Source organism: Rheinheimera nanhaiensis E407-8 (assembly GCF_000296695.1).
GTDB lineage: Bacteria > Pseudomonadota > Gammaproteobacteria > Enterobacterales > Alteromonadaceae > Alishewanella > Alishewanella nanhaiensis.
The window spans coordinates 1-12,270 of sequence record NZ_BAFK01000040.1 but is presented as its reverse complement, the minus strand read 5'-3'; the positions used below and the strand labels follow the sequence as shown (position 1 = coordinate 12,270).

Here is a 12,270-nt window from a genome sequence, read left to right as displayed (position 1 = left end):
CCACCATAGACTTCATCGGTTGGCAGCATCCAAAATGCTGGCCAGGCGCCCTGCCCAGATGGCAGCTTGGCGCGCATTTCAAAACGGCCGTATTTAAAGTCACCCTGATACTTGGTAGTTAACCGGGCAGAAGTGTAGGGTAATGGCGAGCCTTCCGGCGCCGGCAGGGCCACGATATGCAGTTTGCCATCGGCGACAAAGGCGTTTTCTGCACTGTCGGTGTAACATTGCTTTTCGTTGTTGCCACCACCGGCACAGTTCACCTCATGCGTCCACTTGTTGCGGTCGATGCTGTTACCATCAAATTCATCACTCCACACTAATTGCCAGTCACTGACCGGCTCGGTGGGGTTAACCGCATTAACATCGGTATTGGTAGCGACATCGCCACCGCATCCGGCTAAACCGGCCGCCATAAGCACGGCGGTTAACGCTGAAAGTTGTTTCATTTTTATTCTCATCCCCTGGATTTTGCTACCTGCTGACTGAAACGCCATACCATAAAGGTATCTGCAACATAAATGTAAGCGCTTACAAAAGGTAGATGATTAAATTTCGCCCGTCAATAGTAGCGCCAGAAAAAGCCGCGCTAACAACAGGCAAAAATGGCAACTAAATGGCTTTTTTATTACATTTCAATGAATAAGATTGCACCATAAAAAAACACAGCATCCGCCGGCGCCTGTTTTTGGTGCAGCCTGCAGCGCCAGACACCGCAGTAGCAACTTTTTGATCTGTCTCCATATTGGTAGCAATAATCAACGCTAAACTTAGCTGCAGTGCAAAGGCGCGCTACACCAAGGATACCTGATGAAAAAACTGCCGTTGATACTGCTAGTCACCGCCAGCACAGCCCTGGCCTGGTGGCAGCTTAAACCCGACGCAGAAATTGCCGTAAGCACCACCACTGTAAGTAAAGGCAGCGTAGCGCAGCTGGTCGCCAATACCCGCGCCGGTACCGTGCGTGCTTGTCAGCGCTCTAAGTTATCGCTGACCAGTGGTGGCACCGTTGCTGCACTGCATGTGCAAAATGGTGATCGGGTAACGCAGGGCCAGCGGTTAATGTCGATGTGGGATCAGGACCTACAGGCCCGGCTCGAGCAAGCCAAAGCACAGTTAAAAGTGGCTGAGCTGGCTAAAGCCGAGCGCTGTGATGCCAGCGACCGCGCCGCGCGTGAAGCAAAACGGGCACAGAGCCTGGCCAAGCAAAAGTTACTGTCGGATGAAGCGCTGGATCAGGCATTAACCAATGCTGAGTTAACCCGCCATAGCTGCCAGCGGGCTGATGCCGAGATCAGTGTGGCTAATGCTCAGCTCACACTGCAACAAGCCCTGCTGAGTCAAACACAATTGCTGGCGCCCTTTGCCGGCGTAGTGGCCGAAATTAATGGTGAAGTGGGCGAGTTTGTCACACCCTCGCCACCAGGCATAGTGACACCACCGGCGGTCGATTTAATCGACGATAGTTGCCTGTATGTGCGCGCGCCCATTGATGAAGTGGACGCCGCCGGCATCCGCGTCGGCATGCCGGTAGTGATAACGCTGGATGCTTATCGTGGCCGCCAGTTTGCTGCTACCGTCAGCCGTATTGCACCTTATGTACAGGATTACGAAAAACAGGCGCGTACTGTCGATGTGGAAGCCCGTTTTAACCAACACCCTGATGATATATTGCTGCTGATTGGCTACAGCGCAGATATGGAAATTGTACTTCAGCAACAGGACGAGGTGCTGCGCCTGCCCACTGAAGCCATTTTTGCGCAAAATCAGGTGCTGGTGGTTAACCAACAGCAGCAACTGGAACTGCGCACTATTAACACCGGCATCAGTAACTGGCGCTGGACTGAAATTAGTGGCGGCCTGCGCGAGGGCGAGCAGGTACTGTTAAGTCTGGACACGCCGGGCGCAGTCGCTGGCGCCCGGGTTATCAGCAGCAAAAATACCCACCATGATTGAGCTTAACCAACTGTGCCGCACTTTTATGCTGGGCGATCAGGCGGTACATGCGCTGGATAACATCAGCCTGAGCATTAGCCCGGGCGAGTATATTTCGGTGATGGGGCCGTCCGGCTCAGGTAAATCAACCCTGCTTAACGTGCTGGGCTTACTGGATGTGCCCGACAGCGGCCAGTACCGGCTCAATGGCACTGACACCACCGCACTGAGCGATAACGCACGCGCCCGCTACCGGCGCGAGCATATCGGTTTTGTGTTTCAGTCGTATCATTTGGTACCACGCTTAACGGCGCGGGAAAATATCGAGTTGCCACTGGTGCTGGCCGGCGTAGCACCGGCTGAACGTAAGCGTAAAGTTACGGCGATATTAGCCCAGCTTAGCCTGACAGAGCGCGCTGATCATCTGCCGAACCAGCTGTCTGGCGGGCAGCGCCAGCGGGTTGCCATCGGCCGCGCTATTGTTATGCAGCCACGGCTACTGCTGGCCGATGAGCCCACCGGCAACCTTGACTCGCAATCCGGTAGCGACGTGGTCAACATACTGGAACAGCTTAACCGCCAGGGTATTACCCTGCTGGTGGTCACACATGACAGCGCTCTGGGGCAACGGGCGCGGCGGCATATCCGCATGGTAGATGGCCGTGTTGTTGCCGATCAGCCACCAGGCAGTGCAGCGCAGGCCAGCCATGCGTAGTGCGGATTTGCTGCACTTTAACCTGCAGGTATTGCTGCGCCACCGCTTTCGCAGCCTGATGATATTACTGGCACTGGCTATAGGAGTCGCAGCGGTAAATCTGCTCACCGGCCTGGGCGAAGGTGCCAGGGCTTATGTGCTGAGCCAGTTCTCGCTGCTGGGTAATAACACTCTGATCATGCTGCCGGGTAAAAAGGAAACCAGTGGCGGCATGCCGCCGCTAACCGGTGAGTCGCCACGGGATATTACGCTGGACGATGCCGCGGCCATTGCCCGCCTGCCCGGCGTAACAGCAGTAGCGCCTATGCTGGTTGGCATCAGCGAAGTGCGCTTTAACGCCCGTGCCCGCGACGTAGTGATAGCCGGCACCAGCAGCGACTACTTCCGTATTCGTCAGCTCAGTGTGCAACAAGGCCAGCCGCTGCCCACCGTGGCGCTGGATACCGCCAGCCCGGTGGCGGTGATCGGCAGCACGGTGAAACGCGAATTGTTTGGCAACGCGCCGGCTTTGGGGCAATGGCTAAAAGCCGGTGATCGCCGCTTTCGGGTAATTGGTATTCTTGACAGCAAAGGCCAGGCGATGGGGATGGATATGAACGATATCATACTGATCCCGGTGGCCAGTGCCCAGGTGCTGTTTAATCAACCGGGTTTATTTCGCGTGCTGATTGAAAGTGACAGCAGTGCGGCGATACCGGCGCTAAAGCAGCAGCTAGTGCAACTGATGCAGCGGCGCCAGGATGGCGTAGCCGACATTACGCTGGTCAGCCAGGACGCCATTTTAAGCGCCTTTGGCAATATATTAACCACGCTGAATCTGGCGGTAACCGGTATTGCCGCTATCAGTTTGCTGGTAGCCGGCATTTTAATTATGAACGTAACGCTGATTTCAGTTAGCCAGCGCACCGCTGAAATCGGCCTGTTAAAGGCGATAGGCGCCGCTAACAGCGATATCCAAACGCTGTTTTTAAGCGAGGCATTGCTGATGGCGCTGCTGGGCGCCGGCGCCGGCATGTTACTTAGCGAGCTGGGCTTACTGGCTATGCGCTTACGTTTCACCGATTTAGCCTTTCACACGCCCTGGTGGGCCCGTTTACTGGCGCTTGGCATTGCCGTGGCGACCTCATTGCTGTTCGCCTGGGGACCAGCACGGCGCGCCGCCCGGCTATCGCCGATCAGCGCCTTACAAAGCAGGGCCAACTGATGCGCCCGGCCGATTTTAGTACACTGGTACTGCGCAGCCTGACCGCGGCAAAAATGCGCAGCAGCCTCACTGCACTGGGCATAGCGGTGGGGATCTGTGCCGTAACGTTGCTGACCTCGTTAGGCGAAGGCGTGCGCGACTATGTACTGAGTAACTTCTCGCAGTTTGGCACCCGTATTATTGCCATTAACCCCGGCAAAAGCATGACCGGCGGCATGGGCGGCCTGCTGCAAACCGACCGGCCGTTAACGCTGGATGATGCGCAAGCGCTAACCCTGCTGCCGCATGTAACGCATGTAGTACCCATAGTGCAGGGCAGTGGCACCATAGAAGCCAACGGCCGCTCGCGCAGCACCGACATAATTGGCGCCAACCATGCCATTCACAGCGCCTGGCAATTTGAGCTGGCCTTAGGCCGCGGCTTGCCGGCAGACGAAAGCGGCCGCAGCCGTAGCTTTGCGGTGCTGGGCGATAAGCTGCAGCAAGAGTTGTTCGGCGGGCAAAATCCACTGGGGCAAAGCATCCGCGTTGGCGGTATGCGCTTTCGGGTGGGGGGTGTAATGGCTGCCAAAGGCCAGATGTTGGGCTTTGATTTAGACGATATGGTGTTTATCCCGGTGGATAAAGCACTGATGCTGTTTAACCGCAACGGCCTGATGGAAATAGACGTGGTGTTTAGCGACAGCGCCAGCACAGAGCAGGTGCTGGCCAGCATTCGGCAGCAGTTAATAACCCGCCATGGCGCAGAGGATTTCAGTTTAATTTCACAGGACGATATGCTGCAAAGCCTGAATAATATTTTACGGGTACTGACTGCGGCGGTGGCCGCGCTGGGCGCGATTTCACTGCTGGTAGGTGCGGTCGGTATTGTCACCATTATGAGCACCGCCGTGCGCGAGCGTACCAGTGAAATTGGCTTGTTAAGCGCACTCGGTGCCAGTCAGCGGCAAATTTTACTGCTGTTTTTAGCCGAAGCCGTGGCGCTGTCCTTAGCCGGTGGCCTGGCGGGCATCAGCGCCGCCATTGCTCTGGTGCTTGGCCTGCAGCTGTTTTTACCGGCCTTGCCACTGCAGTTAAGCTTGTTCTACTTGGGTTTGGCGCTACTGCTGTCTATTGCCATTGGCCTGGCCGCCGGCATAACCCCGGCACGCCAGGCGGCCAGCATGAACCCGATAACAGCCTTGCGGGCCGAATAGCCATTTTGTTGAACCTATCGCGCTTGCAACACCCTAAGCACGCAGCTACACTGTGCGCGTTTTTTAACCAGGAGGAAAGCATGGCCAAAGCAGCCGCTGAGCATGGCCGCGGTGAGATCCGCGACAATGCAATTAAAGCACTTGTTACCAGTAAGTTGTTTCAAACAAAAATAGTCAAAGCCAAAAAGGGCAAAGGCTCCTACAACCGCAAAGGGCGTAACTCGAAAGATTACGCCCTTGTTGTTTCTAGTGCAGTACACTGATCACCGCCTGTACCTGCCGCTGCTTTTACTTACGCACATACCCGCCAAAGCGCTATACTGCCAGCACGTAAAACAGGCACTAACCCCTTATGAATACCGAAGTAAAAATTGAAGATCTGATTGAAGGCACCGGCAAAGCTGCCGAACGTGGCGCGCTCATTACCGCCCATTACCGTGGCTGGTTAGAAGACGGCACCGAGTTTGATTCCTCCTACAAACGCGGCGAGCCGTTTCAAATTGTGCTGAGCAACAACCGCGTTATTCAAGGCTGGATTTTAGGCTTAAAAGGCATGAAAACCGGCGGCAAGCGTAAACTCTGGGTGCCGGCAGTTTTAGCCTACGGCGAGCGGCAAATCGGCACTATGATCCCGCCAAACAGTAACCTTGTTTTTGAAATAGAACTGCTGGAAGTGCTGACCAGGGATGATTAAAGCCGCGCAGCGGCATACCACAGGATAAGGACTGCAAATGTATATTGGCGCAGTAACAAAGCAAACCGGCGCGTCGGCAAAAGCGGTGCGGCTTTATGAGACCTTAGGTTTACTTGGGTTGGTAGAGCGTAAGGGGACGTATCGCTATTACAATGCCAGCCAGCTAAACCAGATTATGCTGATCTGTCAGGCACAGCAATTGGGGTTTCGTCTGGCTGAGCTAAACAAGGTGTTAGGCCCGGATGCCAGTGCCCCGGACTGGCCGGCGTTACTGCAGCATCTGGCAGACAAACAGACGGCGGTGCAGCTGGAAATTATGCGCTTGCAACAGTTAGAGCAACAGCTGAAACTGGCTATGCAAGACATAATGTAGTGCGCTAGCCTGGTACCACAATCACCGGTAACGGCCTGCGCTTGACTCTGCCCTAAAGGGCAGGCTGTATGCTGCGCTCCGACAGGTACCACCTACCCTAACGGAGCAGCAGAATGAGTAGTAAAAAGGTATTAATTATCAGTGTGCACAGCGATGCCGAGCGGCTGGGCCAGGCATTAGCGGCAGCCTATGCTGATGCCGCCACGGCGGCAGGCCATAGTGTAAGATGGCTGCAACTGGACAAGCTGAATTTTAACCCGGTGTTTTCTGGCTATAGCAAAAGTCCGGCACTGGAGCCGGATTTACAGGCGGCGCAGGCCGATCTGCTGTGGGTACAACATATTAGCCTGGTGTATCCCATTTGGTGGGCAGCGCACCGGCGTTACTAAAAGGCTTTCTTGATAGGGTGTTACTGCCTGGCTTTGCCTTTAAATATCAACAAGGTGAAAAGTATCCGCAGCCGTTATTGGTGGGCAAAACCGCGCATTTGCTACTAACCATGGATACCCCGCCCTGGTACTTTCGCTGGATTTACCGCGCGCCAGGACTACACCAAATCAGCCGTACCACGCTGGCATTTTGCGGCGTCAAGCCGTTGAAAAGCTTAATGCTGGGGCCAGTGATTAGCTCTACACTACCGCAGCGTCAACACTGGCTTAAACAAGCCAGACAACTGGCGCAACGCGTTTAAACACCTTATCCGGCAGCGCATAGCCGGTCAGGGCGCAGTTAAACGTTAATTACCCTGCTGCTGGTGCAATATAATCATCTCTTTTGCTACCAACGCAGCTGACGGTAAAAACATCGTCGACACTATGCGCTGATCAATGACCACATCGTGCTTATCGGCCAGCGTGTCTTTGTTTTGCGCCAAAGCACCATTGTCCCGCAAACGGCTTTCAATCAAAAAAGGTAACAAAGTGCCATGTTTGGCCCAGGTTTTTTCCAGTTCGGTTGAATTGGGAAAACCCGCTACCTTTTTGCCTTTAACTAAATAGTCGCCACCCGACAACTTTACATTGGCGATACTGGCCGCACCGTGGCCGCCAACCCCAACAATACCGCCAGCCTCGTACACTTTGGCGATAATGGCCTGGATCTCAACATTCTGTGCTACATCAAACATCACGCCATAGCCACCACCGCTAAAAACGGCCCAATACTGCTCAGGCTTCACCTGCGCAGGTGTCAGCGTGTTATTAGCTTTATCCAAAAAGTTTTCATACTTGATGGTGTAGCTGGCAATGCCCAAAGGGTCGCGCATAAAGGGCACCGCGCCGCCTTCTGGCGAGACAAAATCAACGTCATAGCCATGGCTTATAAACACATGGTACGGCGGGGCAAACTCAAACAAATCGTTACGTGCTTCATGCTTTTCAGCATCGCCCATATCGACCATGTTCGACGCCACTATCAGCACCTTCTTAACCGGCTGCGCCGCAGCGGCTGGAACAGCAAACCAAATACAAAACAAACACAAAAGCACAGTGAACAATCGCATAACCTTTCCTTAGTAAATAACACCACAACCAGGTTTGTCGCGGTTAAGGGGTAAAAGGTTTAAGTGCCGGCAACATTAAGCGTTTTCCTTACGCGCACTAAAAGTTAATATAGCTACCTTGTTGCTATGGACGGCCTGTTATGACCAAACCGCATTACTTTTACGCTACATTACTAATTGCACTGATAATTTTTATCGCCTGCCTGATGATGAACGGCCCAATGCGGCCCGGCTTGCCGGTAGGTGACGACCTTGCTACCCGGCTGGCTTATATCAATAGCAACCTAATGTTATGGCAATTGGGCTGGCTAAGCTGGATGGCCGCCGCCCTGAGTTTACTGGCATTTGCGGTAATGTTGTCTACCGAATTGCAACCAGGCGCCGCCCGCCAGTATGGTGTGTTGCTGGTAGCGCTGGGTATGGCGCCCGATCTGATGGCCGAAACCCTGTATGCCTTTGTCATGCCGCATATCGCTACTGAGCAACTGGCCTTGCTGCAGTTTATCGACGCACTGGCCATGCACCTGACCGGCTTTTTGGGTAACGGCTTATACAATATTGGCGGCATGCTACTGACGCTGGCACTGCTAAAGCAACAACCTGCTTTAAAATTCTGGCTGTTTCCCGGCATAGTGGCCTGGCTGCTGGGCCTAGGGTTGTCGGCCGCTATTGCGCTACAGATGCTTAAACTGGCGGAGTATTTTACTGCCGCCAGTATGGTGCTTAGCACCAGCTGGTTTGTGCTGATCGCCTGGAAATTATGGGGAGCCGCGCATGTACGCCGCGCTTAAGGTTATTCATCTCGGCTCATTGGTCATGTGGTTAGGCCCGGCGTTGGGCTCCTGGCTGGTACTGCGTTATATGCAGCAGCAAGAGGGCGAGCTATCACCCGCCACCGCCAAAGTGTACCGGGTGTTTTTCTGGACGTTAACGCTGGAACATATCGCCCTGGTTACCCTGCTGCTAAGTGGCGCTACCATGGCCTTTATGTTCGGTTTTATCAGCATGCCATGGTTACAGCAAAAGCTCTGGCTGCTGCTGTTAATCATAGTGCCGCTGGAAATTGTCGATATCTGGCTAGGTAACTGGAAGGTAAAACGGCTGATCGCCAAGCGCAGCGCTGGGGCTGTATTAACAGCGCGTCAGCAGGCTTTAGTGCAGTTTTACCATAAAGGCTTTACCAATCTGGCGCTAATTACCTTACCTGTCACCGTGCTGGTGATTATGTGGTTAGCAGTGTCGAAACAAGCGCTTTGGTGAGTTTGGAGTAACCAACTTTAATTACTAACTGAGCCCAATTATTCAACAGTTGTACTGTAGAGCTGAAATACAACATATTTGATGTATTTATCATTTACAACATATAGGTTGTAAATTTAGAGAGTGACGAAAAGGACTCTTGCGACAAGAAAAGGGCGTAATTCAACTGTTGAGAGCATAACTAACTTACCTCGGATTTAGGCACGCTTAGCAAATCTGGCATAGCAACCAATTCGGACAATCTAATCTAAAAAGACGTTGCTATATACATCATGCTTGTCATATATAGAAAATCACGAAATTTATAGATAACAGACAAGACATGTATAGTTTTTTGGTTTTTTATACATATACGTCAGCATAAGCTGGTTAAACTTCCTGCTCACCAAACAAACGCTGGTAGTCGGCTTTAAAGTTGGCAGGCAGGTCGGCAATATAGCGCCAGTAATCGCACAGACCATCAATAGTTTTCATATCAGTATGGCCGCAATCTAACATGATCTTCAGCAGCTCAAGTGTCGGCATAACATTAGCGGCAAAAATGTGAGCCAGCGCCGTCATATCCTGATCGTCAGTTACCACCGGCACACCGAGTTCTAACGCATAGGCAATATACCAAACATCTACTCTGGATGGGCCCGGGTGTTCAGTCAGCACATAGTCCCAAATGTAGTCAAAGTTTTGTTGAATGGATGCCTTCTGCTTGCGGCTTATCTTGGGGAAGTGTTTACGGTTATCTGCAAATTCATCTTCTTCTACCCAAGGGAACTTGCTTTGCAGTTTGCGGTTTTCAAGTTCCTGATTTAACTCGGGCAGAATGTACAAACAAAACTGGTTGGCACCGAAGGGTACAAACAATAACGGCCGTATCGTTTTGGCTAACCTTAAGTAAGCGTTGGTATCAACCAGAATTTTTGCTTGTGGCATCAGGTTAGCTCTGCGTGGATACTCCGTGCGTCAAGTAATGGCATATCCAATACAGTGTGGACAAACCCCGGACCGTTCTGGTGCTGTTTTAGATACTTGCTAAGCATAGCAAAAAATGGCGTCTCAAAAGCCGCCTCGGTTTTAGCGATATATTCACGGGCACTGGGCTTACCTTGCTTATCCAGTTCAGCATCACCGAATAAAGCCTCGCTCAGATTTTTATATTTCTTATTAAAGTTAGTTACCGCGCCGGGAAATGCTCTTTCGCTCAGTGTAATCTCAGGCTTATTCGCCGCAACAGCATACTTGTTCACCTGCTTCATAACAGTGTAAGGCGAAATGGTTAATTCATCTGCCAAGGCAATGACATGAGATATTTTTGCTGCAGAAGAGGGCTGTGCCGTGATCGACACATAGGCCTGCTCTGCCAGAGCATGCGGGTATAACAGCGCAGCAGCGAAGGCATCGGCAAAATCTTCAGCCTCGTCACCGTCTAAACTCGGTGACAGGCAGTGGCCCAGCTCATGCGCCATCCAAAACTTAAAATCATGTATGTTGGTATCAAGGTTCAGATAAACCCAGGTTGTCTGCGAGTCTGGCAGGTAGATATGTACGGCATTTTCATGTCGCTGTTTATTACCCCACATTACCGGTACCACCACAGTTTGCAGTTCAGAAAACCGGCGTATCAGATGGGTAAAATCAACGCTCTCTGTCGGGCCTAAATGAATATCTTCTCTTACCTTAGCAGTTACGCTACGCAGATAGCTGTAATCATTCTGCGGCGCCTTCAGTACCGGCGGCATTTCCAGCGTATCAAACGGCACATAAGGCACCAGATGACGCAAAAACCGGCCAATATCCTGTGCCTTTTCAATATGATGCTCTTTGGTTTTGGTACCCTTCATTTTTCTGAACGCCACTTTAGGCGCAAAAGGGTCTTGCCTGGTTACTAGCTCGCTAAACGACAGGTTTAACAACTTGCCAAACTGAAGCAGCTTGTCTGGCCGCGGGAAAGACTTGGCTTTCAGCCACTGCGACACAGCCTCTTTAGACACACCAAGTCGCTCCGCCACAGCAGTTTGTGACAGACCAGCAGTTTGCATCGCCTTAACGGCGTTATCAGTATTGAGTATTTTTTGCATGCGCGAATTGTAAGCCAGCGTCAAGTTTTGTCAAGTTTAAAGCCGCTAATCCAAGCAGAATTGCTTCGCAACAGAACTGTTCGTTAGTTCAACTCTATAAAGTCAAAACGCCCAAGCCGCAGTATTTTTCTCTGGTATAGACTTCGGCAGCACCCAAGGACTTTGGGGCAGATCTTTTCACAACCATACTACCGCTGTGCTACAGGCAAAAAGCAAGACTTGACCCCGAGGGCCATTTACTCAAGTTCACGATCAATCTTAGCGATGATGCTGTCCAGCACCATAAGATCATTAGCCCTTTCCATATACTCGTCACTATCTTCATCCAGTGTAAGCAACTCAGCTCGCTGAGCGGCAAGCTGCTTACTCAAACACAAGCGGATATGACGTAATTCAACCGTTGAGAACATAACTAACTTACCTCAGATTTAGGCACGCTCAGGAAACTTGGAATTGCAGCAGATTCCAGTTGTTTCAGCTTTTCCAAGTATGAATAGTACGGCATATCGTGCAAAGGCCGAATAGTGAAGTGGAACTTTCCTTCTTTACCACCTTTGTCGAGGGAAATGTGTAAGCCACTTGGTAGCTTTGTGCTTTTCGGTATTTTCCACCATAAGTTGCCGAATTGAGGGTTTCGATAATTAAACAGAGATAAACCTCCTGATTGGCTATCAACATAACTCACGCCATTTTTCTCATAAACCCTGACGTCCCATGCATCTTGTTTTTCGTCACGAGGGGGAGTTGGGCGAATATAATCAAGCTTCGGCGTTGTTTTTCGGCCCAAACGAAATAGATCTTCCGGTATCGCCATATAAAACTGAACAGGAGTGTGCATTTTTTCTCTCGAAAGGTTGTCGATTCACCGAATATACCTCACACTGCGCCGCATGTTAAATAATTAAACAACATGTTAAATACTGAGAGTGCTATCTGTGCTTAAAGACGCTATCGCCTTGCTTCTATTCAGCATGCTATTGATTGCGGGCTACTGGGCGCTGCTTTACTCAGTGCAAACCCAGTTTGCGGAAGTTAACAGCGCTAAGCCACTTATCGTATTAAGTAGCTTTCATGCTTACCTGCCAGGTGCACTGCTGGCGCTGGTATTTATGACAAGTTATGCCACTAACCGGCTTTGGCGGGGTCTGCGCCGGCAAAGGTTATCGGCAAATAACGGCAAGCTGACAGCAATCGGTGTGATCACTGGTTTAGTTCTGCTGGTTATCGGTAACTTTGTTATTAATGCGTACTGGCAGGGGAAAGCCGAATATGCAGGTTATCATCCATGCCCGGCACTGACATTGCTAACCAACCGCATCC

General features: G+C 51.6%; 16 protein-coding genes and 1 pseudogene. 11 read left to right on the top strand and 6 right to left on the bottom strand.

Annotated features, from left to right (window positions below; translation table 11 throughout):
• A partial coding sequence (locus RNAN_RS18305; RefSeq protein ID WP_040552662.1) for a glycoside hydrolase family 16 protein occupies positions 1-449 on the bottom strand: 449 nt, incomplete at its 3' end.
• 361 nt (positions 450-810) lie between these two features.
• Between RNAN_RS18305 and RNAN_RS18300 the strand changes: the two genes are divergently transcribed.
• From RNAN_RS18300 to RNAN_RS19570, 8 genes and pseudogenes are all read left to right on the top strand, one after another.
• Positions 811-1,956 (top strand): efflux RND transporter periplasmic adaptor subunit, encoded by a 1,146-nt coding sequence (locus RNAN_RS18300; protein WP_008224556.1) that lies wholly within the window; start codon positions 811-813, stop codon positions 1,954-1,956.
• Positions 1,949-2,650, top strand: coding sequence for an ABC transporter ATP-binding protein (locus tag RNAN_RS18295; protein WP_008224554.1), 702 nt, complete (start codon positions 1,949-1,951; stop codon positions 2,648-2,650). The genes RNAN_RS18300 and RNAN_RS18295 overlap by 8 nt, the downstream gene beginning before the upstream one ends.
• A complete protein-coding gene (locus tag RNAN_RS18290) occupies positions 2,643-3,854 on the top strand; it encodes an ABC transporter permease (RefSeq protein ID WP_008224553.1) in 1,212 nt (403 codons plus the stop codon). The genes RNAN_RS18295 and RNAN_RS18290 overlap by 8 nt, the downstream gene beginning before the upstream one ends.
• Positions 3,854-5,050, top strand: a complete 1,197-nt coding sequence (locus RNAN_RS18285) for an ABC transporter permease (RefSeq protein ID WP_008224552.1) — start codon at positions 3,854-3,856, stop codon at positions 5,048-5,050. Before RNAN_RS18290 ends, RNAN_RS18285 begins: the two co-directional genes overlap by 1 nt.
• Positions 5,051-5,130: 80 nt before the next feature.
• Entirely contained in the window at positions 5,131-5,313 is a 183-nt protein-coding gene (locus RNAN_RS18280; RefSeq protein ID WP_008224551.1) for a ribosome alternative rescue factor ArfA, read from the top strand.
• 89 nt (positions 5,314-5,402) lie between these two features.
• Positions 5,403-5,744, top strand: coding sequence for an FKBP-type peptidyl-prolyl cis-trans isomerase (locus RNAN_RS18275; RefSeq protein ID WP_008224549.1), 342 nt, complete (start codon positions 5,403-5,405; stop codon positions 5,742-5,744).
• A 37-nt stretch (positions 5,745-5,781) separates the two neighbouring features.
• A complete protein-coding gene (locus RNAN_RS18270) occupies positions 5,782-6,117 on the top strand; it encodes a MerR family transcriptional regulator (protein WP_008224547.1) in 336 nt (111 codons plus the stop codon).
• Between the two features lie 113 nt (positions 6,118-6,230).
• Positions 6,231-6,808, top strand: a pseudogene (locus RNAN_RS19570) (NAD(P)H-dependent oxidoreductase).
• Positions 6,809-6,853: 45 nt separating this feature from the next.
• Here RNAN_RS19570 and RNAN_RS18260 read toward each other — a convergent pair.
• On the bottom strand, positions 6,854-7,618 hold the full coding sequence (locus tag RNAN_RS18260) for a type 1 glutamine amidotransferase domain-containing protein (protein WP_008224541.1): 765 nt from the start codon (positions 7,616-7,618) through the stop codon (positions 6,854-6,856).
• A 140-nt stretch (positions 7,619-7,758) separates the two neighbouring features.
• Between RNAN_RS18260 and RNAN_RS18255 the strand changes: the two genes are divergently transcribed.
• Together RNAN_RS18255 and RNAN_RS18250 are read left to right on the top strand one after the other, a co-directional pair.
• Entirely contained in the window at positions 7,759-8,409 is a 651-nt protein-coding gene (locus RNAN_RS18255; protein ID WP_008224539.1) for a hypothetical protein, read from the top strand.
• Positions 8,393-8,878: a hypothetical protein gene (locus RNAN_RS18250; protein WP_008224537.1), complete on the top strand. Its 486-nt coding sequence runs from the start codon at positions 8,393-8,395 to the stop codon at positions 8,876-8,878. Before RNAN_RS18255 ends, RNAN_RS18250 begins: the two co-directional genes overlap by 17 nt.
• 369 nt (positions 8,879-9,247) lie before the next feature.
• Here RNAN_RS18250 and RNAN_RS18245 read toward each other — a convergent pair whose 3' ends face one another.
• The 4 genes from RNAN_RS18245 to RNAN_RS18235 form a co-directional block, all read right to left on the bottom strand.
• Positions 9,248-9,805: a PIN domain-containing protein gene (locus RNAN_RS18245; protein ID WP_008224535.1), complete on the bottom strand. Its 558-nt coding sequence runs from the start codon at positions 9,803-9,805 to the stop codon at positions 9,248-9,250.
• Positions 9,805-10,911, bottom strand: a complete 1,107-nt coding sequence (locus tag RNAN_RS18240; protein ID WP_272942690.1) for a helix-turn-helix domain-containing protein — start codon at positions 10,909-10,911, stop codon at positions 9,805-9,807. Before RNAN_RS18240 ends, RNAN_RS18245 begins: the two co-directional genes overlap by 1 nt.
• A gap of 275 nt (positions 10,912-11,186) precedes the next feature.
• Positions 11,187-11,360: a hypothetical protein gene (locus RNAN_RS19330; protein WP_008224532.1), complete on the bottom strand. Its 174-nt coding sequence runs from the start codon at positions 11,358-11,360 to the stop codon at positions 11,187-11,189.
• Positions 11,361-11,362: 2 nt separating this feature from the next.
• On the bottom strand, positions 11,363-11,788 hold the full coding sequence (locus RNAN_RS18235) for a Tse2 family ADP-ribosyltransferase toxin (protein ID WP_040552659.1): 426 nt from the start codon (positions 11,786-11,788) through the stop codon (positions 11,363-11,365).
• Between the two features lie 133 nt (positions 11,789-11,921).
• Here RNAN_RS18235 and RNAN_RS18230 point away from each other — a divergent pair.
• Positions 11,922-12,270, top strand: a 349-nt coding sequence (locus RNAN_RS18230) for a hypothetical protein (RefSeq protein ID WP_040552657.1), incomplete at its 3' end; no start/stop codon positions are given.